At 35.6% G+C, this 22,438-nt stretch carries 18 protein-coding genes and 1 other RNA gene; 10 read left to right on the forward strand and 9 right to left on the reverse strand.

Annotated elements, in window-relative coordinates:
• The first annotated feature begins 120 nt into the window (after positions 1–120).
• A complete protein-coding gene (locus VKY47_RS06080) occupies positions 121–330 on the forward strand; it encodes a hypothetical protein (RefSeq protein ID WP_324311239.1) in 210 nt (69 codons plus the stop codon).
• Positions 323–880: a Smr/MutS family protein gene (locus VKY47_RS06085; RefSeq protein WP_324311241.1), complete on the forward strand. Its 558-nt coding sequence runs from the start codon at positions 323–325 to the stop codon at positions 878–880. The genes VKY47_RS06080 and VKY47_RS06085 overlap by 8 nt, the downstream gene beginning before the upstream one ends.
• Here VKY47_RS06085 and VKY47_RS06090 read toward each other — a convergent pair.
• Positions 877–1,818, reverse strand: coding sequence for a hypothetical protein (locus VKY47_RS06090; RefSeq protein ID WP_324311243.1), 942 nt, complete (start codon positions 1,816–1,818; stop codon positions 877–879). The genes VKY47_RS06085 and VKY47_RS06090 overlap by 4 nt on opposite strands.
• A gap of 215 nt (positions 1,819–2,033) precedes the next feature.
• Here VKY47_RS06090 and VKY47_RS06095 point away from each other — a divergent pair, with 215 nt between their 5' ends.
• Positions 2,034–3,176, forward strand: coding sequence for a cysteine desulfurase family protein (locus tag VKY47_RS06095; RefSeq protein WP_324311245.1), 1,143 nt, complete (start codon positions 2,034–2,036; stop codon positions 3,174–3,176).
• Positions 3,177–3,276: 100 nt separating this feature from the next.
• Here the strand turns inward: VKY47_RS06095 and VKY47_RS06100 are convergent, their stop codons facing one another.
• Together VKY47_RS06100 and VKY47_RS06105 are read right to left on the reverse strand one after the other, a co-directional pair.
• Positions 3,277–3,774, reverse strand: coding sequence for a hypothetical protein (locus VKY47_RS06100; protein ID WP_324311247.1), 498 nt, complete (start codon positions 3,772–3,774; stop codon positions 3,277–3,279).
• 115 nt (positions 3,775–3,889) lie between these two features.
• Positions 3,890–4,240, reverse strand: a complete 351-nt coding sequence (locus tag VKY47_RS06105; protein WP_324311249.1) for a hypothetical protein — start codon at positions 4,238–4,240, stop codon at positions 3,890–3,892.
• 472 nt (positions 4,241–4,712) lie between these two features.
• On the opposite strand from VKY47_RS06105, the gene VKY47_RS06110 reads away from it, so the two are divergent.
• Entirely contained in the window at positions 4,713–5,966 is a 1,254-nt protein-coding gene (locus tag VKY47_RS06110; protein WP_324311250.1) for a hypothetical protein, read from the forward strand.
• Positions 5,967–6,141: 175 nt separating this feature from the next.
• Here VKY47_RS06110 and VKY47_RS06115 read toward each other — a convergent pair whose 3' ends face one another.
• A complete protein-coding gene (locus tag VKY47_RS06115; RefSeq protein WP_324311369.1) occupies positions 6,142–8,559 on the reverse strand; it encodes a TonB-dependent receptor in 2,418 nt (805 codons plus the stop codon).
• Positions 8,560–8,613: 54 nt separating this feature from the next.
• Entirely contained in the window at positions 8,614–10,302 is a 1,689-nt protein-coding gene (locus VKY47_RS06120) for a M23 family metallopeptidase (RefSeq protein WP_324311251.1), read from the reverse strand.
• A 175-nt stretch (positions 10,303–10,477) separates the two neighbouring features.
• On the opposite strand from VKY47_RS06120, the gene VKY47_RS06125 reads away from it, so the two are divergent.
• The 4 genes from VKY47_RS06125 (at position 10,478) to rny (ending at position 12,882) form a co-directional block, all read left to right on the forward strand.
• A complete protein-coding gene (locus VKY47_RS06125) occupies positions 10,478–10,768 on the forward strand; it encodes a hypothetical protein (protein WP_324311253.1) in 291 nt (96 codons plus the stop codon).
• 17 nt (positions 10,769–10,785) lie between these two features.
• On the forward strand, positions 10,786–11,079 hold the full coding sequence (locus tag VKY47_RS06130; protein ID WP_324311255.1) for a cell division protein ZapA: 294 nt from the start codon (positions 10,786–10,788) through the stop codon (positions 11,077–11,079).
• Positions 11,080–11,130: 51 nt separating this feature from the next.
• A non-coding RNA gene (gene ssrS, locus VKY47_RS06135) (6S RNA) lies at positions 11,131–11,258 on the forward strand.
• A 49-nt stretch (positions 11,259–11,307) separates the two neighbouring features.
• On the forward strand, positions 11,308–12,882 hold the full coding sequence (gene rny / locus VKY47_RS06140; protein WP_324311257.1) for a ribonuclease Y: 1,575 nt from the start codon (positions 11,308–11,310) through the stop codon (positions 12,880–12,882).
• A 173-nt stretch (positions 12,883–13,055) separates the two neighbouring features.
• Here the strand turns inward: rny and VKY47_RS06145 are convergent, their stop codons facing one another.
• Positions 13,056–14,063 carry a glycosyltransferase family 2 protein gene (locus tag VKY47_RS06145; RefSeq protein WP_324311259.1) on the reverse strand — a complete coding sequence of 336 codons (1,008 nt, stop codon included), beginning with the start codon at positions 14,061–14,063 and terminating at the stop codon, positions 13,056–13,058.
• 221 nt (positions 14,064–14,284) lie between these two features.
• Here VKY47_RS06145 and VKY47_RS06150 point away from each other — a divergent pair, with 221 nt between their 5' ends.
• Complete coding sequence (locus VKY47_RS06150; RefSeq protein WP_324311261.1) at positions 14,285–16,174, forward strand: M61 family metallopeptidase; 1,890 nt, start codon at positions 14,285–14,287, stop codon at positions 16,172–16,174.
• A 59-nt stretch (positions 16,175–16,233) separates the two neighbouring features.
• Here the strand turns inward: VKY47_RS06150 and VKY47_RS06155 are convergent, their stop codons facing one another.
• Together VKY47_RS06155 and VKY47_RS06160 are read right to left on the reverse strand one after the other, a co-directional pair.
• Positions 16,234–17,715 carry a S10 family peptidase gene (locus tag VKY47_RS06155; protein WP_324311262.1) on the reverse strand — a complete coding sequence of 494 codons (1,482 nt, stop codon included), beginning with the start codon at positions 17,713–17,715 and terminating at the stop codon, positions 16,234–16,236.
• An 81-nt stretch (positions 17,716–17,796) separates the two neighbouring features.
• Positions 17,797–18,561: a TIGR02757 family protein gene (locus tag VKY47_RS06160; RefSeq protein ID WP_324311371.1), complete on the reverse strand. Its 765-nt coding sequence runs from the start codon at positions 18,559–18,561 to the stop codon at positions 17,797–17,799.
• 125 nt (positions 18,562–18,686) lie between these two features.
• Between VKY47_RS06160 and VKY47_RS06165 the strand changes: the two genes are divergently transcribed.
• Positions 18,687–21,713, forward strand: coding sequence for an aminotransferase class III-fold pyridoxal phosphate-dependent enzyme (locus VKY47_RS06165; protein WP_324311264.1), 3,027 nt, complete (start codon positions 18,687–18,689; stop codon positions 21,711–21,713).
• A gap of 17 nt (positions 21,714–21,730) precedes the next feature.
• Here the strand turns inward: VKY47_RS06165 and VKY47_RS06170 are convergent, their stop codons facing one another.
• The gene (locus VKY47_RS06170) at positions 21,731–22,393 is read right to left on the reverse strand and encodes an ABC transporter ATP-binding protein (RefSeq protein ID WP_324311266.1); all 663 of its coding nucleotides are present in this window, start codon (positions 22,391–22,393) and stop codon (positions 21,731–21,733) included.
• Positions 22,394–22,438: the final 45 nt, after the last annotated feature.

Below are 22,438 nucleotides of genomic sequence, written 5' to 3' on the forward strand. Positions count from 1 at the left end.
TTTTTTTCATATTTTTCACTTTTAATTAGTCATAAGGTTCTGTTAAATTAATTATAATTTTCAAGAATAATTATCAGCCTGACTTATATTCGATTAACCGTTGATAATCACCGATGTAATATGAATTATTCAAAATATATAAATTATTTACTCCTTATAATTGGCTCTATGGTAGCTGTTTATGCGCAAGCTGGAGAAGAACAGGATGTGGTTGTTTTAATTCTGGGAATTGTTATTTTAATGTTCGGTTTGTTTCGGATATCCAGTAGCATTCCAAGTAAAAGCGATAAAAATCGGGAGTCACAAATAAACCAAGAAGACGATGTTTAAGATAGGAGATAAAGTGTCGGTTTTAGATGAAAACCTCACAGGATTCGTTATTAAAATTGATGGAGATACCATTACCATGGAAGATGAAAATGGTTTTGACATGGAGTTCCATAAAAAAGAACTGGTCCAAATTAAAAATGAAGCTGTTTTAAAATCGAAATCCTTTATGGATGTGTCCTTAGACGAGATTTTAAGTGAAAAAGAAACGAGTAAAAGAAAGCCCACGATAAAAAAGAAGGTCAAAGAACGTTTCCAGCCAACTATGGAAGTGGATCTTCACATTCACCAACTAACCAATAAAACCAACATGAGCAATCACGACATGCTCACCTTGCAATTGGATACGGCTAGAAGGCAATTGGACTTTGCCATAAGACAACGCATCCAAAAGGTGGTGTTTATCCATGGTGTAGGCCAAGGGGTTTTAAAAACCGAATTGGAATATATGTTTGGGAGATATGACAATGTAAAATGCTATGACGCCAATTTCCAGAAATACGGTTTGGGCGCCACAGAAGTCTATATTTATCAAAATGTTGCGGCCGACTAAAACTCTGGCGTAACTGTTCTGGTGCTTGTTGTTTTAGGGTTTTGCAAGAACCCGAAATCGAATCGGTCTTGATTAAGCGTTGGAAACGCAATATTTTCAACAACAATTTTAACTTTAAAGGTCTGTTTAATCGTATGGATTCTATACGCTGTGGCAGGAACCGTTGTTGCAACAGCTGGATTTAAGTAATCTGGAATGTTTTGATCTGTATAGTCGTTCGCCGGATTTTGGTCCTGACTTATGTTTTCTTCATTGATGGTTAAAACCCCGTCATTATCATCGTCTGGATCTAGGTAATTTGGTATGCCATCGCCATCCGTGTCTTTTGGGTTGGTTAAAGGATCGCCATCGTCATCGGTATTGTCGTAATCAAGAAGTTCTGTTTTGGTCAATACATTGTCTCCATCGTCGTCTTCATCCAAAAAATTAGGAATCCCATCACCATCGGTATCATCATCAAATAAATTTCCATTGCCATTAATATCTTCCATTTCAGCAGGAATTCCATCATCATCATCTTCAAAATAAATGGTCGTAATGGTGTAAGTTCCGTCATAACTTGATAAATCTTGTATTATTTGCAAATTGGAAGGAGGCACATCGTTACAAAATAAATTACTTGTTAAGGTGCCATAACTTCTATAGTTAAATAGATTGGTGGTACCGTTAACAGTTCCAGTAAGTATGGGGTTGACAAGTTCTACCAAATAAGAACCAGGTGCCGTAGGAACTACTTTTAAAATGTCGTTCAGGGTTAGGGGAGGCGAGCTTATTTGCAACGAAATGGATTCGGCCGGACTTTCCTTCACATTAAAAAACACCAATTCGCCACAAGCTTCAAACGTGTCGTCGAAATCTAATTCTACCAAGATGACATCGCCATCGTCGCAAGCGGATAAAACCAATAAGAAGGATAAAAGTACCAGTAAGTTTTTCATAATATATATATTATCGTACAAAAATAAAAGAATTGTTAAATATACAACGTGCCTTCTTGGAAATAATTATAAATGCCGTATTTTTGCACCTTGCAATTTTGAAGCGAAATCATGTCGGAATTTCACGATGAAACCTCCAAGATCACTCTTTATTCCATTGGAAAACGGGTTGTTTTGGACGCAACATGTGACCATCTAATAATAAATTTAAGCAAATGACCCCTGTATATTTTGATAGCGCTGCTACCACCCAAGTTAGAAAAGAAGTAATTACTGTTATGCAAGATGTTTTAGAACATCACTATGGAAACCCATCTTCCATTCATGCTTTTGGAAGAGCTTCCAAGTCGATTATTGAAACCGCACGAAAAACCATTGCTAAAGAGCTGAATGCTTTTCCGCAGGAAATTATATTTACTTCTGGAGGTACCGAAGCCGATAATATGATTTTACGCTGTGCCGTTAGAGATGCCGATATTACTACCATTATTACATCGCCTATCGAGCACCATGCCGTGTTACATACGGTTGAAGAGCTACGAAACGAATATGATGTAACCGTAGAATATGTGAAACTTCAGGCTTGTGGCACACCAGATTATGAAGATTTAGAACGTTTGTTAACTGCCAACGACGAAAGAAAATTGGTGAGCTTAATGCATGTTAATAATGAAGTGGGGAACCTATTGGATGTTTATAAAGTTTCTGCCCTTTGCAAAGAAAACAATGCCTTGTTTCATAGTGATACCGTACAGTCTATCGGACATTATACATGGGATGTAAAAGATATTCCTATCGATTTTATGACGGCAGCTGCCCATAAATTCCATGGCCCAAAAGGGATTGGTTTTGCTTATATAAGAAAGAACAATACCTTAAAACCTTTTATTTTTGGAGGTGCGCAAGAACGCGGGTTTAGAGCTGGAACAGAACCTGTTCACAACATAAAAGGTTTGGAAACTGCTTTTGTGATGGCTTACGAAAATTTAGACGAAGAACGCGCTCATGTAGAAGGCTTAAAAAATTATTTTAAAGCTGAAATTAAAAAAGCCATTCCAACTGTCGCTTTTAATGGCAATTGCTCCGATAATTCCAAAAGCACCTATACCTTATTGAATGTGCGCTTGCCTATGTCGTCAGAAAAAGCCTTGACCCTACAATTTCAATTGGATTTAAAAGGCATTGCTTGCTCAAAAGGAAGTGCTTGCCAAAGTGGAAGTGGAAAGGGATCTCATGTTCTAGAGCATATTTTATGCGAAGAAGACCAACAAAAACCATCTGTTAGATTTTCGTTTTGTAAATACAATACCAAGAAAGAGATTGATTATGTGATTGGGGTTTTGAAGGATTTGGTTTAATTGATTGACGATTGTTGATTTATGATTTAAAAATTTACTTATAAAAAAACCTTCAGGCTTTTAAATTCCTGAAGGCTTTTTATTGCAACACAATTAACACTTATGCTGCTTCTGCTTTTGTAATAAGTCTGCTTTTAATTTTTGCTTCCCATTTTTCAAGTAACGCCATTTCGTTGCTCATTTGAAAATTAACATCTATGTTATAAAACTCTAAAATGTCTTTTGCTTTTGATTTATAAGTAATTAACAAGTCAATTTTATCTGTTTCAGTTTTAAACGTGGTTTTGTTTTTAACCGATCTGTGGGTTTTGGCTATTTCGCAGGATGCCACCTGACTTAAATCGACAATGGTTATTTGGTGTTCTGCATCAATTATTTTAGAATAAATAAGTTTATTTGCAGCTTCGTCGATAGCAATGGAATAGTAGGTTCCCCAGAATTCGGCTTCCGTAATTTTTAAATGGTGTTTTAAGGCTTCCTCTTTAAAACCTTTCATGGCTTTCTTCTTCTGTTTTTTTTGTGAGGTTTGTATTAAAATAAGAGGTAGTAAAATAATGACAATAATGGCAATGCCAATGTAGATGCTATATGCTTCCATGAGTTTATTTTTTATTTGTTATAAGTGAAAATGATCTTGAATTTTTTCAAGATGAAATGAAACAGCTACTAATCGCTTGGATTATTAGTTGTATGACTTAATAAAAAATAAACTATTATGAAAAGGTATGAAAGGGGTAGAGTAGTGCATCCAAATCCAAACCTGGCTGAATGTTTTTACTTTCGTAAATATATTGATTGTCTTTTGTTACAATAAAGGGCTCTACATATCTAAAAAGCTTAAACTGCGCTTTTAAATCGGTTGTTTGAAAATTAAGAACAAGTTGGTTTGATGTGTTTCCAAGAGGTTCTAAGTCGGGAAAGATAGATAATTCCGGAGCTTTAAATTCGGATATATAACTTGAAACATGATGGTTTTTATCTGTTTTTGAAACAGCATCAATTAAATAATTCTGTACAGAAATACTTAAGCTTAAGGTATAAGCAAACAAAAGGCTAAACGCCATGATATTTCTAATCCATGTTTTCACTGGTACAAATGTATAACTGTTTGAGATTTGAAAACAAAAAAATATGTTAAATTGTTTCTTGTTGGATTATAAAAGCAGGTAGGTGTGGTTTTGTTTGTGGTAATTTCAGGATATGTGTTCTATATATCGTCTCCTTAACTAAAAACACGCATAGCTTCGTACACCTTATTTTATAAAATTATATTTATTTGGAATTCTATATATGCCCAATTAACGAATTGTTTTTTAGAAACGAACAGATCGTTTTATTCAATAGAACATGGATTATTTGTTCTTGTTTATGCTTGTAAATTTTACGAGAATTTTTATGGGTCTATAAAACCAAATTCTAATTGAAAACGGACAATTACTAACCCAATACCCTCAGATACTAATTGACTGCAGTTAAGTATGTTGAAAACTCTTACATTTGCCTGATTTATGAAAAATCAGTTTAAAATAAATTATTATGAAAAAACATTTAAAAGTAACTAGACTTTTTGCCTCAACGGTGTTGTTGGCTTTTATATTTTTAATGTCTTGCTCCAAAGACGATAGCCCAGATCCTATTGCTGAAATGGATACTTTGCTAATAACGGCGTCCAGCACGTCTATTGAAGAAGGAGAAGCCGTACAATTTGCTGTAACAGTTAACAATGTTACGGTTAGTGATGCTGTTATTTATGTGGAAGGCGCAACCATTGCCAACTACGAGCATGCCTTTGTCCAAGCAGGTACCTATAGAGTGATGGCTAAAAAAGAAGGCTATCAGGATAGTGCAGAGGTTACTATTACTGTCATCGAAGAACAGATAGACATTTATGTGGCAGGTTACGAAACTATCAATGGAAAACAAGTAGCCACTTATTGGAAAAATGGAGTGCCTCAACCTCTTAGTGATGGTACATCTAATTCAGAATCTACTGCTTTAGTGGTTCACAACTCTGATGTTTATGTTTTAGTAGAAGATGGTTACGCTCTTAAATACTGGAAAAATGATCAAGAAAATATCATTTATAATCAGCTAGGTACCTATGGCAATGCGAGAGATATGATGGTTACCGAAAATGGCGATGTCTATATAGCAGGAAGTCGTCCTGTTGGTGGGGCTGCTGTTGCAACCTATTGGAAAAATGGTGTCGCCACATCACTAATCCATGATAATTATTCGTATGCTACAGGAATTGCTATAAGCGGTAACGATGTGTATGTATCAGGATTTAGTACGGAAACAAACACAGGGAGCTCAAAACCTATTGCTTTGTATTGGAAAAACGGAGTGCCTGTTACATTGACTGATGGTAGTTTGTATGGTTATGCAACCAAGTTAGCTGTTGTGGGTAACGATGTGCACGTGGTTGGATATGAACATGATGAAGTTGGAAACTGGTCTGCAAGATATTGGAAAAATGGTGTTGTTATACCTTTGCCAAATGGCGTTGATGCGTCCGATATTTTTATGGTTGGAGATGATGCGTATGTTGTAGGGAGAGCAGGTCAAACAGTGAAATATTGGAAAAATGGCGTACATGTAGAAGTAGGACCAGGACATTTTGTATATGGTATTACTGTATTTAATAACAATGTGTATACTGCAGGTAGTTTTGGAACTGAAGATAGCAATAATCAACGTGCCGTTTATTGGAAAAACTCTACAATGACCATACTTTCTGATGACACAGCAAGTGCAAGTGCTCATGCTATTGTGGTTGTTGGGCGTTAAGAATAAGAAGTTTATATAAAAAAGTCTCAGTGGATTTAGTCCTAACAAATTAAAATCCATTAGTTACTTTCAATGATTAAAAAAAGCAGGAGCGCTACGTTGTAGTTTGCTCCTGCTTTATTTATGTGGATAGCGCCATTAAATATTAGGTTCTTTTTTAACCAGATTTCATTAGTTAAAACTTCATGGTAGTTCGCACATTGAACACTCGTGGCGTTAAGTAATTTGGAATGGCATATTGTCTTTTGCTATACACATCTCTTACCCAAGTATTTGTTATGGAGTTTTGAGAATCGAAAATATTGAAAATCTCCAATCCAATCGATAAATATTTAAAAGGTTTTCTCCAACCTTGGTTGGTTTCATTTAAATCTACAATCACATATTGTAAACCTATATCGGCACGTTTGTAATCTGGCAAACGGTTTTGGTACACATAAGGATCGGCATAACTAGGCGAGCCTCCTGGAAGACCTGTATTGTAAACCAGATTTAAATACATTTTCATTTTTGGCAAATTAGGTACATAGTCTTGAAAAAGCGCAGCAAATTTTAAACGTTGGTCCGTTGGTCTCGCAATATAGCCTCTGTCGTCTATGTTCTCTTGGGTTTTTAAATAACCAAAACTAAACCAAGATTCTGTTCCTGGCACAAATTCACCATTCAATCTTAAATCCAAACCGTAGGCATAAGCTGTGGCATTGTTGTTGGCTGCGTAGCGAATTCGCACATTTTCTAAGGTGTACGGATTCACATCAGTTAGATTTTTGTAGTAGGCTTCGGTGGTTAATTTAAAAGGTCTTTCCCACATTTTAAAGCTGTATTCGTTTCCTATAACCACCTGAAAGGATTTTTGTGCTTTCACATCTGGATTTACCGTTCCCGAAGAATCGCGTAATTCTCTATAAAAGGGAGGTTGGTAATAAATACCTCCTCCAATTCTAAATAGCATGTCTTTTTTCCAATCTGGTTTGATGGCAAATTGTGCTCTTGGACTAACAACTGTTTGGGTGGTTTTTTCAATGCCCTCGCCGCTTACCGTCCAGTTATGTACTCTAGCGCCTGCATTAAACCAAACTTCATGATCGCCAAGCGTGGTTCTTTTGCTCCATTGCAAGTAAGCTTGAAGTCTTTGGATGGTTGTATGGTTTTTGGCTCGAACATTTTGAAAGGCAACCAAAGGTCCTTCATAAGGCGTATACGGTTGGTTGTTAAAACCGCCTAAATACGGTGGGTTGATTGAAAACCCTGCCGAGTCGATTACTTCCCATTCCACCAAACGATCTCTAATATCTTCATTGGTATATTTTACAGACCATTCAAAGTCGTTGTCGTTTAAAGTATATTTTCCACTGTGCTCTATGTTTGTAATAAGCGCATCCAAATCGTTTCTTCCATGGTCCAATTGGCCTCCAATGCCTTCGCTATATTCCACTTCACCTAGATCTTCATCTCCAATATTGGTGTTTACTTCGCCCAATCTATATTGCGCTAAAATGTCGAAATACTCTTCTTCGGTGGTGTGGTAGGTTGAAGCTATTAAATTAAGCGTGACTTGATCGTTTAACAAATACGTTCCTTTTAAAGCCCCAAAAAGGGTTTGATATTGATCTTTTTCCTGGCCTTCATAAAAAACCAATAAGGCCAACGGATTTTCTATAGTTCCAAAATTGGTTTGTCTGGTTTTAGGCTGATAGCTGTATTTATTTAAAGAGGCATTTCCTAAGAAACTTAAACTAAACTTATCTGAAAAATTATAATTTATTTGCGACTGAATGTCTAAAAAGGTCGGATTGTAGTTGGTCTCGGTTTCTTGAGCATCTACAAGTAAACTGTTGTCTCTATAACGAATGCCTACAATTCCTGAAAGTTTAGAATCTTTACTTACGGCTTCTACGGCCAAGCTTCCACCGAGCAAACTTAAATCGGCACTTACGCCAAAACCAAGTGGTTTTCTGTAAGTAATATCTAAAACGGATGCTAGTTTATCGCCAAACTTCGCTTGAAAGCCCCCAGCTGAAAAATCCACATTTTGAACCATATCCGGATTTACAAAACTCAATCCTTCCTGTTGTCCAGAACGAATTAAAAAAGGTCTGTAAATTTCAATCCCATTTACATAGACTAGGTTTTCGTCGTAATTACCACCTCGAACAGAATATTGGGTACTCAATTCGTTGTTACTGCTTACACCCGGAAGGGTTTTTAATAGGTTTTCCACGCCAGCATTCGCTCCAGGGATTTGTCTGATAGCTTCTGGATCCAGCGTAATAATTCCTTCTACTGCTTTTCGTTGTTTACTTGAAATAACTACGGTTGAAATTTGTTCTATGGATTCCTTCATAACGGGATGGAACTCGTACTCCTCGCCATTTTTTAAATTAAAAGTCACCACAATATCTTTAAAAGCAAGATGCGAGAAAGACACGGTAACCTCTTGATCGGAAGGGATTTTTAAAATAAAAAAACCATTGTCGTTGGTAGTTGTTCCTTTATTTTCGGCCTTAATATTTACATTTGCAATCGGGTTATTGGCATCGTCCAAGACCACACCTTTAAGCGTTCCACTTTGCGAAAAACCTAAATAGGGCATCGAAAAAAGGACGAGAATGGAGAGATAAAATTTAATGTTCAAAGGGTTAAATATTTATTTTCTATAAAATGTAGTTTCAAATGTAGAATTATTTCCAACATTATCCGTAACAATTACTTTTAAATTATTTTTTGTGTCGTTAATAACATCATCGTTAAAATCGTGGGTCAAGGTTTTTGTTTTGTACTCGTACTCCATAAGAATCCACTTGCCATTAACAGTTGCTCGATAACTTGAAATACCCGATCCCACGTCGTCAATTTTCAATTTTAAAAAATGGTATTTGCTTAGCCACTGCCCATCTTTAAAGTTAATAGGTCGAATGGTTGGATTTGTAATATCTGTTACCAGCGCGTAAGTTCCTAAAGTGTTGGTTAGCGAATAAAGGAGCCCTTTTTCTCTAATCGTATTGGAATACACGGGATATTTTCTATAGCCTACCAATCTTGCAATATAAAGTTTTTCGGCATCGGCAGCATTAAAATTACTAATATCGTAGCTTATTTTAAAGTGTTTTTTCACAGGAACAGAATCGTCATGAAGTTTGATGGTATCATTCGAGATAGAGAAATCCATATAGAAATCTTCGTAAAAAGTATCTTGATAAAATTCTACCGAAACATTTTTATGCAATAGCTCATTGGCTTTATCGGCATAGATATAATAAGATGAAACAAAAGAATCTTTTTGCTTAAATTGCGCTTCTTTTTTGCCCGTAATGTTTATGGTAAGCCAAGCGGTATTGTTCATAAAGTCTTTTACAGCCACTTTATAAACAGAAGCGGTACTATCTTCCACATTTATAATTCCACGGTTATCAACGTTTTGATACAAGCTTAACGGGTTATTAGAGTCGATAAATAATTTTTGCAGTCGCTCTTTTTTCGAAATATAATGTGCGTAATCTATAAATCGGTTCAGATGTCTGCTTTCATCAAAAGAAAAACGCTTAAAATCGATATCTATTTTCTGATTGCCATTAAAAAAAGACTGAATGTTATAAACACCATTCGTGTTATAGGCTAAATCTTGTCTGTCGTTAGCTTCAATTGCAAAACCAATATTACCGTAAGCTTGCATGTTTTCAACGGTATAATCGCCATTTGGAAGTGGAATTAAACGTAACTTCTGTTTTTCGTTCGATTTATTTACATGGGAATTTGGATCCATCGGATATGCATAAACCTCCTTGATTACTGGCAAAGTGGTATCTTTGATATCAATACCAAAAAGTAGGGGATTGATAGGTCTTTCGGTGTTGTCCCTAATTTCAAAATGAAGGTGTGGGCCTCCAGAACCTCCGGTATTTCCACTATATGCAACCAATTCGCCTTTTTCGACAATTAAATCCTCGGTTTTAGGAAATAGTTCAATTTCGAAGCTTTCCTGTTCATATTGCAGTTTTTTAATGACAGTTTCAATTTCGGGTGAAAACTTGCTTAAATGTGCATACACCGTTGTATACCCATTTGGGTGGGTAATGTATAGCGCTTTTCCGTAGCCAAAATGAGAGATTTTTATTCTACTTACATAGCCACTAGCTGCAGCATAGACCTTTAAACCTTCACGTTGTTGGGTTTTTATGTCTAAACCGGAATGAAAGTGATTGGGACGCAATTCGGCAAAGGTACCGGACAGGACCAAGCTAACATCCAAAGGACTTCCAAAGTAATCTTTAGGATAATAATCTTGTGCAAAAACACTGGCGCCTATAAAAAGGAAAAAAGCAAAAGTAATTCTCATAAAATCTATAATTGGCGCTAAATTATCACTTTGATTTATATCTACAAAACATATATGACGCTCTTAATTTGTAATAATATCAAGCAATTACAATATTTTATAAATTTTATGTAAAAACAATTGTAATTTATACGAAGGTATCTTAACTTTGTCTGATAAGTATTGCATATTGTACATGAGTAAAATTGAAGAAATTGTTGATGCTCTTGAAGTTAAAGTAAGTAAAGTTTTACAGCAATTGGAAACTGTAAAACAAACGAACTTGAAACTGGAAAAAGAGTTGCAGATTTCTAGACAAGAGTTTCTTGACCAACAACAAGTTATCGTTTCTTGGGAAGAAAAATACGAGGCGCTCAAATTTGCAAATGCGATGCTTGGTAGTGACGAAAACAAAAGAGAAACAAAGCTTAAAATAAACACATTAATTAGAGAAATTGATCATTGTATTGCGCAACTATCCGATTGATGTAAAGAAAATTTTCCATGTCAGATCAACTTAAAATAAAGTTATCTATAGCAAATAGGGTATATCCGTTAACCATCTTGCCCAACCAAGAAGAAGGATTGCGTAAGGCTGCTAAAAACATTGAAGCAATGATTAATCAATTTGAGCAAAGTTATTCTGTGAGAGATAAACAAGATGTTTTGGCCATGTGTGCATTACAATTTGCATCTCAAGTAGAACAAAAATCGATAGATAAAGATAGTGTCAGTGAACACGTTGAAGACAAGCTTAACGCCTTAAACAATTTGTTACAAGTACATTTAAACTCTTAACGTTCTTTAAAATAAATAAGGTTACTGCCTACATTAGTTATTATTTGGAAAACTCAACATTAATTCTTTAAAAAGGGTGAGTTTAAACTGTAAAAGCGAGCTGCTAACGCCAATTTATTTTGGTTGTTAAAGCAGATTTTTGATCAGTTTGTTAGCCCTAAACTTGTTATAAGGAGTTTATTACAAAACAAACTAGTGTAGGCTTTTTTTTTATATAAATAAACTAACATGGAAATTTCAATTATATCAATAATAGGGGGCATACTGCTTGGAATTATAATCGGCTTTATTGTCGCCAAAGTTTTGGAGCGAAACAATGCTTCTAAGCTTATAAAAAATGCTAAAAAATCGGCGGGTGCTATTCTAAAGGAAGCTAATAGCGAAGGTGAAAGCATTAAAAAAGACAAAATCCTTCAAGCCAAAGAAAAATTTATCGAATTAAAATCGGAGCATGAGAAAGTTATCTTGTCTCGAGATAAAAAAATGGCAGATGCCGAAAAACGCATCAGGGATAAAGAGTCTCAGCTATCTAGCGAACTTTCTAAGAATACCAAACAAAATCAACAATTAGACGAAAAGATTAAAGATTATGATTTTAGAGTGGACGTTCTTGAAAAAAGACAAGATGAAATAGATAAACTTCGTAAAAGCCAAATCGAACAACTTGAGGTTATCTCTAGTTTATCGGCCGAAGAAGCTAAAGCACAACTGGTAGAATCTTTAAAAGGAGAGGCTAAAAGCGATGCTATGGCTTATATTCAGAGCACACTCGAGGAAGCAAAACTTACAGCACAACAAGATGCTAAAAAAATTATCATCAATACCATTCAACGTATAGGAACCGAGGAAGCAGTAGACAACTGTGTGTCTGTTTTTAATATTGAATCCGATGACGTGAAAGGGCGAATTATTGGACGTGAAGGAAGAAACATCCGTGCCATAGAAGCTGCTACAGGAGTAGAGATTATTGTGGATGACACCCCTGAAGCGATTATCTTATCTTGTTTCGACTCTGTAAGACGTGAGATTGCTAGGTTGTCTTTACACAAATTGGTAACAGATGGTAGAATACATCCTGCTAGAATTGAAGAAGTTGTTCAAAAAACAACCAAACAAATAGAACAGGAAATTATAGAAGTTGGTAAGCGAACCGTCATCGACTTAGGAATCCATAATTTACACCCAGAACTTGTTAAGGTAGTAGGAAGAATGAAATATCGTTCATCATACGGACAAAACCTGCTACAACACTCCAGAGAAGTTGCAAAACTTTGTGGAATTATGGCAGCGGAATTAGGTTTAAACCCAAAAATGGCAAAACGTGCCGGACTGTTACACGATATTGGAAAAGTGCCAGATGCTGAAGCAGATATGGAAACCCCACACGCTATTCTTGGAATGCAATGGGCTGAAAAGTATGGTGAAAAAGAAGATGTTTGCAATGCCATTGGCGCGCATCACGACGAAATAGAAATGACCTCGCTTTTAGCGCCTATAGTTCAGGTTTGTGATGCTATTTCTGGAGCTCGTCCTGGAGCTAGACGTCAGGTATTGGATAGTTATATTCAACGTTTAAAAGACCTGGAGGATATTGCTTTTGGTTTTGGCGGTGTTAAAAAAGCCTATGCCATTCAAGCAGGTAGAGAATTACGTGTTATTGTTGAAAGTGAAAAAGTTTCCGATCAAAACGCGGCGGATTTATCTTTTAATATTTCACAAAAAATACAAACGGATATGACTTATCCTGGGCAAGTTAAGGTAACTGTTATTAGAGAAACGAGAGCGGTTAATATTGCAAAGTAAATACTAGTTGCCTTACGGCACAAATTAATATATAGATTGGAAGGAAACGTCAGAAATGGCGTTTTTTTGTTTTTATGACTTGCTGAAAAACAGATAAGAGAAAAAAGATAATAGACTAGCTTATTTTGATAATTTCAAACAATTAACCCATGTTAAATATCACAAATACGCGTTTAGCAAAAGAAGAAATAGTCCGTCATTGCTACTTTGTTATGCCTTTTAAAAAAGTTTCTAATAGATTGCTGGGACGTTTTATTAGCTACGGCTACAATGCATTGGTATTGCTTTAATTCTTCTAAATAATTAAAGCCGAAGAGTTCTTGATTGTAAATATGTTTTCCTATTTTCTTTGGGTTGTTGCAAATCCAGATAAAATCCACTTGTCTTTCAATCAGTGATTTTGCAACGGATTTTCCTTTAAAACCAGCTCCCCAAACAACTAATGGTCGAGAAGGATCGCGATCCAATTCCAAAAAATATCTCAGTTTTATTTTCAAAAAATAGTTTTCTGCATAATGTTCGTGGGTTCTGGAAGTTCTGCTGCTATAATCTCGCCAGAGATGCAATACGTGATCACACGGTATCACTTTTAAGTGATGTTTGTAGAATCTGAAGGCTAAATCGTAGTCTTCGGGATAATCCTTCGGATTAAAAGCCTCACAAACCAATAAATCGTCTTTATGAACCATCCAACAAGGAGAAGGAATGACACATTCTTTATAAATTTCAGAATAATTACTACCTGTTTGTGTAAGCGTATTTAACCAAGCTTCGTAGCTTTTATACCCATCACCGATGCCTTCTTCACTAAAATAGGATACCAAACCGGTTGCTAGATGGTTTTTTCCGTGTTGTAATAAATTATTCAGAAGAATTTCTAATTTTTGTGAAGTCATCACATCATCACTATCCATTCTGGTTATATAGGTACCAGTACTTTTTTTTAAGGCAAATTGTAGTGCAGGAAGAATACCTTCCCCAGGATTTTTAAACAATTTGATGCGTTTGTCTTGTTCTGCAAAGTCGGTTACAAGTTGGTAGCTTTTATCGGTAGAACCATCGTCTATTATAAGTAATTCCCAATGGCTATAAGTCTGATTTTGAATAGACTCTAGGCATTCCGCTAAAAATTCAGTCGTATTTTTAAAAGGCGTTAGGATGCTTATTAATGGGTTTTGCATGACACGAAGATAGTTTTTTAACTTGAGACACTTAAAACTTTATACACTTCAAGTACTTATAACTTTTGGCACTTTAAGTACTTAAAACTTTAGACACTTCAAGTACCTATAACTTTAGGCACTGCCAATTCATGTTATTTTAACAAAAACTTAAGCCAAATAAGTGTAACAGATTGTATTTTTGAACGTCATATCTGACAATTATTAAAAAAACCATTCAAATGAAGAAATTATTAACCATTTTTAGCATCAGTTTTTTACTTGTTGCCTGTGGACCATCCACAAAAACGTCTGCAGATTTAGCTGTAAGTACGCCAATTGTAACGACTATTGATTTAACAAAAGTAATTAACGATCAAGTTCCTGTAACCATTAATCCTGGAAGATTTACCGAAGAAACCGTTATTTACAGATTGCCAAGAGTTGTTCAAGGCACCTATTCTGTAAGCGATTTCGGAAAGTATATTGAAGATATAAAAGCTATCGATTACAACGGAAATGAGCTTACAATAAATAAAATTGACACCAACTCTTGGACTATTAGCAATGCAAAGGCTTTGGACTATATTACCTATATGGTTAACGATACTTTCGACGTGGAAGAAACTGGTGGTATCGGTGGAGACACACCTTTTTCTCCTGCAGGAACCAATATTGAACCAGATAATTACTTATTGAATTTACATGGATTTATTGGGTATTTCGATTCCTTGAAAAATAACCAATATACTTTGGATGTTACGGCACCTGCAGATTTTGTTCGTGTTTCTTCCTTACAGGATGTTGCTGAAAAAACAAGTGAAGATGGTACTTCTGTGACCACAAGTTATTTTGCTCAAAGATATTTTGATATTACCGATAACCCGATGATGTATGGAAACTTGGATGTGGAAGAGTTTCAAGTGGGTGACATAAAAATAGTTTTAAGTGTATATTCTCCTAATCAGGTGCACACAGCTAAAGCTTTAAGTGAAACCATGAAAACTATGATGGAAGCACAAAAAACATATTTGGGAGACATCAATAGCACGCCTCGTTATGATATATATCTGTATTTATCTCGTGGAGATGACGAGTCGCCAAAAGGATTTGGAGCTTTAGAACATCATACTTCTACAACGGTTGTGATGCCAGAAGCCATTCCTTTTGAAGCTTTGGCAGAAAGTATGATCGATGTGGTTTCGCATGAGTTTTTTCATATAGTAACACCATTAAGTGTACATTCTGAAGATGTGCATTATTTCGATTATAACAAACCAACCTTCTCTAAGCATTTATGGATGTATGAAGGGGTGACCGAGTATTTTGCTACCTTATTCCAAGTGGATCAGAATTTAATTTCTGAAGAGCAGTTTTATGCCAAAATCATGGAGAAAATCCAAACGGCATCAGGAATGAATGATGCCATGAGTTTCACCATCATGAGTGAAAATGTTTTGGACGAACCTTATGCCAGTCAGTATTACAACGTCTATCAAAAAGGAGCCTTAATTGGTATGTGTATCGATATTTTAATGCGTGAAGAAAGTAACGGAAACCGTGGAATTCTTTCTTTAATGAAACAACTTTCTCAAAAATATGGTGAAAATAAACCTTTTAAAGACGATGAGCTTTTTGGTGAAATTACCGAAATGACCTATCCTTCTATAGATGCATTTTTACAAACACATGTGGCAGGCGATTTACCAATTAACTATAAAGAGTTTTTTGCGAAAGTGGGCCTTGAAATGGGAGAGAGTAGGGTAGAAACCAATCTGCTACAAAACAGTGGTGCTTTAATTTTTGGAGCCAATCAAGCCGATGGAAGTATTTATTTTAACAGCTTGGTAAGTGATAATAGTTTTTGGCATGACAATGGGGTAGAACCTAACGATGTGATTAGATCTATTAATGGGGAAGAAGTTAATTTAATGACTGCTAATTCTATTTTCCAACAAGTATTTATGTGGGAGCCAGGAAAAGAAATTGAATTAAAATTAGAGAGAGATGGTAAAGAAGTTGTTATTAACGCCACTGTTGCAAAATCTTATACTCTAGGAAAAACTTTAGTTGAAAACCCGAATGCTACTGAAGCTCAAAAAGCTTTGCGCAAAGCTTGGTTAAAAGGATAAAAATTTAAGAATTGATATAAAAAAAACCTGACGATTTGTTTCATCAGGTTTTTTTATGTTTAATACTTTGCGGCCTTTCCTTTAGACTCGGAGTCCTTAATAAATTGTCTGATATCCTCTGTAGCAGCTTTTAAATCGTCTTTTCTTAAATACATCATGTGGCCACTTCTATAGGCCTTAAAAGAAAAGCGATCTTTCATAATGCCACTCGGATCCAGTTGTCCAACCGTGTATTTTGCAGCAAAATAAGTGGTTGCCCCATCGTAATAACCAGATTGGACCAAAACTTTTAAGTACGGATTTTGAGCCATGGCCTGACGTAAACCATCTCTCGTGTTATCATTTTCTCTATCCCAAGGATGGACATCGCCAAACATGTTGTATTTGATGTCTGTTTTAAATTTCAGTTCTTCACGGATGTAGTAATTAATGGCTGGCGTAAACGAGTGTAACCAAGATGTTAATTCCGCACTGTAATCTGGAGTATTTCCAGCGGTCATTTTATCGATTCCTAAATAACGGGAATCCAATCTCCCAATCGTATAGCCTTTATCTCGCAACAACTCTTTCCAAAAGAAACTGGTTGGCACATTTAAATTATGATCCAAAATGGCTTTTTTGTCCAATCCTGAATACAAACTCATTTTTTCAGCTACCTGATTTTTTTCTTCAGCAGAAATAAAACCACCTTTTGCAATGGCAGGCATTAAATTATTAATGGCATAAGTTTCTACTTCAGGTAAAATATCCAATAAATCCTTTTGTTGTAAAGAGGCCGGTAAAGCTTTTTGATGCCAGGCGGCCGCTGTAAAATAAGGTAAATTTAATGCGGAGTAAATAGGTTGATTGGTTGAATAAATTTTATAATCGGCAGGAGACACCAAAATAACGCCATTTAAATACATCCATTGGCTGTTTTGCAATTCTCTAGATAAACCCATAACTCTTGGGCCTCCATAACTTTCACCAATTAAGTATTTTGGCGATTCCCAACGGTTATTTCTAGTTACAAACGTATTCATCCATTCGGCTAAATATGTGATATCTGCATTAATCCCGAAAAATATTTTTCTATCTGGCAATTTTCCTTCTTTATCTGCAACCATTCTGGAATACCCTGTGTTTACAGGATCGATAAAAACAATATCTGCCACATCCAAGATGGAGTGTGGATTGTCTTTAACACCATAAGGTTGTACGGGATACCCTTCGTCATCAATATTCAAAATTACAGGTCCCGTGTAAGCTATGTGCATCCAAGCAGAAGCCGAACCTGGTCCGCCATTAAAAGAAAAAATGATGGGACGTTTTTCTTTTTCACTATTGCTTTTTTTATAATAGGTATAAAATAAAGTAGCAATAGGTTCCCCTTTATTATTCCAAACAGGTTGGGTTCCAGCTGTTGCCTGATAAGATAAGTTTTGCCCATTAATTGTTATGGCATGATTGGTAACAACCATGGTGTCCACTGGAATTTTTAGGACTTGCGAAAACAGCAAGCTTGTAGAAATTGTGGCTAAAAGTAAAAAGAGATTTCTCATAAGTTATAAAATATTTTTATAAGGTATAATTTAAAAACCTTAAAGATAATTGGTTTTATTTAAAGCCATTTTTTAAAACTGTTAAAATCCTTCAAAAACACCTAGACCAAACAACGCAAAATCATATTTTACGGGATCTTTTGGGTCTAATTTTCGTAAGGCAGTATCTAATTCCAAAAGCGCTTTGGCATCGTTTTGTTTTCTGGTTAAGATACCAAGTTTTCGAGCTACATTTCCAGAATGCACATCTAATGGACAGGATAAATACGAAGGTGATATACTTTTCCAAATCCCAAAATCCACTCCAGTTTGGTCATTTCTAACCATCCACCTTAAATACATATTGATTCTTTTTGCCGCCGAATTTTTTAACGGATCGCTCACATGTTTTTGGGTTCTTGGTAGGTGTTCAATTTCGAAAAACACCCTTTTAAACTGATGAATGGCCCCTTGTAAAGAATTATGGTTGTTTATATTAGAGAAAACAGCTTCCAAACCCTGATGGTTTTTATAGATATGTTGTAATGCCTTAATAAAAGTGATGAAATCGGTACCATTAAAAGTTCTATGAACAAATGGGAGCAAAGCTTCCAAGTCTTGCTCTTGATGATTTAAAACAAAATCGTATGGAGCATGTTCTAATAAGTCCATCATTTTATTGGCATTGTTGATAATGCTTTTTCTATTTCCCCAAGCAATTGTTGCTGTAAGGAATCCAGCAATTTCTATGTCTTCTTTTTTACTGAAAAGATGTGGAATTTGAATGGGATCGCTTGTTATAAAATCTGGCCGATTGTATTGGATCACTTTAGCGTCTAAAAATTCCTTTAATTCTGTTTTGTTCAATGTTTTTGCTATTTGAATCCCTAAAAATATGGATCTATTTTTAAAAATAGGAGGTTTCCCATTCGAATTATTCATTTAAAAAAAACTAACTTCGTTTATCTTATTTTCAATTCAAAAAACAACTCATGTCTGCTGATTATTCACATATAAAAATTCGTCCAGAACAAGCTCAAGAAATTGCAAAAAGCCTTTATAATCTTGAGGGAGAAATAAAAATTTTACCCGGAGAACTGGATTTCAACTTTAGGATTAAAACGAAGTCGGAAAGCTATATTCTAAAAATAAGCAGACCCAATGAGGATTTAGAATATTTAGAATTTCAAAAGGACATTCTTCAATATCTATCTGAAAGCGATTTGATGGCTCCCAAAATTTTTCCGGATATTCATGGAAAATACATCAGCTCAATTAATGATGCTCAAGGAAATAAAAGGTTTGTTAGATTGCTATCATGGATAGACGGCAGACTGTGGGCTTCGGTAAATCCTATAAAAGACGATTTGCTTTATAGTTTAGGCACAGAAGCTGGAAAAATAACCAATGCTTTGGAAGGTTTTGAGCATAAAAAAATCCATAGAGAATTTGATTGGGATATAGCCCAAGCCGAATGGACGTTTAAACATTTGGAGTTGTTTTCTGCTGAAAACCAAATCTGTGTCTCTTATTTTCAAAAGCAGTTTGAAACGTTTCAAAACGCCTATGGAAACCTTAGAAAAACAGTCGTTCATAATGATGCCAACGATAACAACATTCTTGTTTCAACCCACTTAATAGATCCAGAAGTTACAGCCATTATCGATTATGGCGATGCTATTTATACGCAATCCATCAACGATTTGGCCGTTGCCATGGCGTATGCTATTATGGATAAACCAGATTTATTGGCGGCTGCTTTGCCAATTGTTTCTGGCTATCACAACCAATATTCCTTGCAGGAAGAGGAGCTTCAATTCTTGTATAATTTGGTTGCCATGCGCTTGGTTATTAGCGTCACTAAATCTGCTTTAAACAAACAAAAAGAACCAGATAACAGCTATTTACTGATTAGTGAGAAGCCGGCTTTAGATGTTTTGAAAAGATGGAAAGATCTTGATGAGAACTTGGTTCATTACAGTTTCAGGTCCGCTTGTGGTTTCAGCGCTCATCCCAATGAAAAGGATTTTTTAAGATGGACAAAAACGCAAGAAACATCTTTAAATACAATCTTTCCAACGCTTGATTTCAATAGCATTCACAGCATAGATATGAGTATTGCCAGTAAGTGGTTGGGGACTGAAAATGAATACAACGATTTAGAACTGACAAGTTTTAAAATAAATAGATTACAAGCCGAAAAACCTAAAGTTCTGCTGGCTGGTGGCTATTTGGAAGTGCGCCCATTTTACAGCACAAAGGCTTATCAAAAAGAAGGTAACTCAGGACCAGAATACCGAACCACACATTTAGGAGTTGATTTCTGGGTTAAAGCAAACACAGCCATTCACGCACCTTTTCAAGGGGAAGTTTTTAGTATGTATAACAATGGAAACAATAAGGATTATGGCCCTACTTTAATTTTAAAACATGAAACAGACTCTGGAATTCCGTTTTATACCTTGTATGGGCATTTATCTGAAAGTAGTTTCAAGCTTGTTAAAAAAGGACAGAAAATAAATAAGAACGATTTGATTGCTTATGTTGGAGATGTCAATGAAAATGGCGATTGGGCATCACATTTGCACTTTCAAATTATGTTGGATATGTTGAACTATACACATGACTTTCCAGGGGTTGCTTTCCCAAATAATTTATCTGTTTGGAGCAGTTTATGTCCAAACCCAAACCTGTTGTTTAAAGATGAAGGTTTAGATTCGCATCAAAAGAATTCTAAGAAGGATCTTCTAGATTTCAGAAAGGAACATCTTGGAAAAAGTTTAAGTTTATCCTATAAAAAACCACTTAAAATGGAACGTGGTTCAGGTGTGTATTTAATAGACGATACAGGTAGAAAATATCTGGATACCGTAAATAATGTGGCTCATGTGGGGCACGAACATCCTCGAGTAGTAAAAGCAGGTCAAGAGCAAATGGCTGTTTTAAATACCAACTCCCGTTATTTACATGAAAACATCAATGCCTTTGCCAAGGAGTTATTAGAAACTTTTCCTAAAGAGTTATCGGTTGTTCACTTTGTAAACTCAGGCAGTGAAGCCAACGAATTAGCCTTGCGGATGACGAAAGCTTCTACCCAAGCCAAAGACATGATTGCGGTTGAAATAGGCTATCATGGAAACACCAATGCCTGTATTGATATCAGCTCCTATAAATTTGATGGAAAGGGAGGCCAAGGAGCGCCAGAACACACCCATATTGTTCCGCTTCCTGATACCTTTAGAGGTTTGTATCAAGGGGAACATACGGCGGAAAAGTATGCTAAACATATAGAAGAACAAATTGAAAATATTCATGCAAAAGGTAGACAAGTAGCCGGTTTTATTTGTGAAAGCATCATTAGTTGCGGCGGACAAGTAGAACTTCCTGAAAACTATTTAAAACTGGCTTACCAAGCCGTTAGAAATGCTGGAGGCCTTTGCATTGCAGACGAAGTACAAACGGGTTGTGGACGGATTGGTCATGCCTTTTGGGGATTTCGGTTGCACGATGTTATTCCAGATATTGTTACCATTGGAAAACCTATTGGAAATGGGCATCCACTGGCCGCAGTAGTTTGTACGCAAGAAGTTGCCAATGCCTTTGCCAATGGGATGGAATATTTTAACACGTTTGGAGGTAATCCGGTTTCTTGTGCTATTGGAAAAGAGGTTTTACAAGTGATAAAAGATGAAAAACTTCAGGAAAACGCACTAAAAGTAGGAATGTATTTAAAAGACGAATTGATAAAACTACAAAAGGAATTTCCAATACTTAGGGATGTTCGCGGACAAGGTTTGTTTTTAGGTTTTGAACTGACAGATGAAAGCAAAGCACCTTTAGCTGAAAAAGCAGCTTATTTAGCGAATAGAATGAAGGATTTTGGAATTTTAATGAGTACCGATGGCAAAGATAACAATGCCTTAAAAATAAAGCCACCTATGGTTTTCTCTATAGAAAACGCCAATGAATTATTAGAGAGATTAAAACAAATATTTCAGGAAGATTTTATGAAGTTTTAAAGACATACTTTAAGTTTTTAATAGATAATCTTCCCGTCGACCATGGTGAGTTTTCTGTCAGCCATATCAGCTAATTCTTGGTTATGCGTAACAATCACAAAGGTTTGTCCGAATTCATTACGAAGTTTAAAAAATAATTGATGCAGGTTTTCAGCAGATTCACTGTCTAAATTTCCTGAAGGTTCATCGGCAAAAATAAGTTCTGGATTATTTATTAAAGCTCTCGCTACGGCTACACGTTGTTGCTCACCACCAGACAATTCGTTTGGTTTGTGGTGATATCTATCTGATAAACCTAAAAAATCCAGTAATTCTTTCGCACGTTTTTCAGCCTCCGATTTTTTAGTTCTTTTAATATATGCGGGAATACAAACATTTTCTAATGCAGTAAACTCCGGTAAAAGCTGATGAAATTGAAAAATAAATCCAATATGCTCATTTCTAAATTTAGCCAAAGCTTTATCGTTTAATGAACTAATACTAGTGCCATTAATAATAAATTCGCTTTTTTCTTTAGACGAAGGCTTATCCAAAGTACCAAGAATTTGGAGCAAGGTGGTTTTTCCGGCACCCGAAGCACCAACTACCGAAACTATTTCACCTTTTTTAATATCTAAATCCACACCTTTTAAAACGTGTAAATCGTTAAAGTACTTATGGATGTTTTTTGCTTGAATCATATAAAACCTATAGAAGTGGTGAATTTAATACAATAAGACCTGATG

The sequence above is a fragment of the Xanthomarina sp. genome, assembly GCF_035306705.1.
Lineage (GTDB): Bacteria > Bacteroidota > Bacteroidia > Flavobacteriales > Flavobacteriaceae > Xanthomarina.

Coding starts and splice junctions, on each gene's coding strand:
- VKY47_RS06115 (WP_324311369.1), bottom strand. CDS start 8,559: ATGCCCTATTTAGGTTTTTCGCAAAGTGGAACGCTTAAAGGTGTGGTC.
- VKY47_RS06170 (WP_324311266.1), bottom strand. CDS start 22,393: ATGATTCAAGCAAAAAACATCCATAAGTACTTTAACGATTTACACGTT.
- VKY47_RS06085 (WP_324311241.1), top strand. CDS start 323: ATGTTTAAGATAGGAGATAAAGTGTCGGTTTTAGATGAAAACCTCACA.
- VKY47_RS06120 (WP_324311251.1), bottom strand. CDS start 10,302: ATGAGAATTACTTTTGCTTTTTTCCTTTTTATAGGCGCCAGTGTTTTT.
- VKY47_RS06080 (WP_324311239.1), top strand. CDS start 121: ATGAATTATTCAAAATATATAAATTATTTACTCCTTATAATTGGCTCT.
- VKY47_RS06110 (WP_324311250.1), top strand. CDS start 4,713: ATGAAAAAACATTTAAAAGTAACTAGACTTTTTGCCTCAACGGTGTTG.
- VKY47_RS06095 (WP_324311245.1), top strand. CDS start 2,034: ATGACCCCTGTATATTTTGATAGCGCTGCTACCACCCAAGTTAGAAAA.
- VKY47_RS06130 (WP_324311255.1), top strand. CDS start 10,786: ATGTCAGATCAACTTAAAATAAAGTTATCTATAGCAAATAGGGTATAT.
- VKY47_RS06100 (WP_324311247.1), bottom strand. CDS start 3,774: ATGGAAGCATATAGCATCTACATTGGCATTGCCATTATTGTCATTATT.
- VKY47_RS06165 (WP_324311264.1), top strand. CDS start 18,687: ATGTCTGCTGATTATTCACATATAAAAATTCGTCCAGAACAAGCTCAA.
- VKY47_RS06145 (WP_324311259.1), bottom strand. CDS start 14,063: ATGCAAAACCCATTAATAAGCATCCTAACGCCTTTTAAAAATACGACT.
- VKY47_RS06090 (WP_324311243.1), bottom strand. CDS start 1,818: ATGAAAAACTTACTGGTACTTTTATCCTTCTTATTGGTTTTATCCGCT.
- VKY47_RS06155 (WP_324311262.1), bottom strand. CDS start 17,715: ATGAGAAATCTCTTTTTACTTTTAGCCACAATTTCTACAAGCTTGCTG.
- rny (WP_324311257.1), top strand. CDS start 11,308: ATGGAAATTTCAATTATATCAATAATAGGGGGCATACTGCTTGGAATT.
- VKY47_RS06150 (WP_324311261.1), top strand. CDS start 14,285: ATGAAGAAATTATTAACCATTTTTAGCATCAGTTTTTTACTTGTTGCC.
- VKY47_RS06125 (WP_324311253.1), top strand. CDS start 10,478: ATGAGTAAAATTGAAGAAATTGTTGATGCTCTTGAAGTTAAAGTAAGT.
- VKY47_RS06105 (WP_324311249.1), bottom strand. CDS start 4,240: ATGGCGTTTAGCCTTTTGTTTGCTTATACCTTAAGCTTAAGTATTTCT.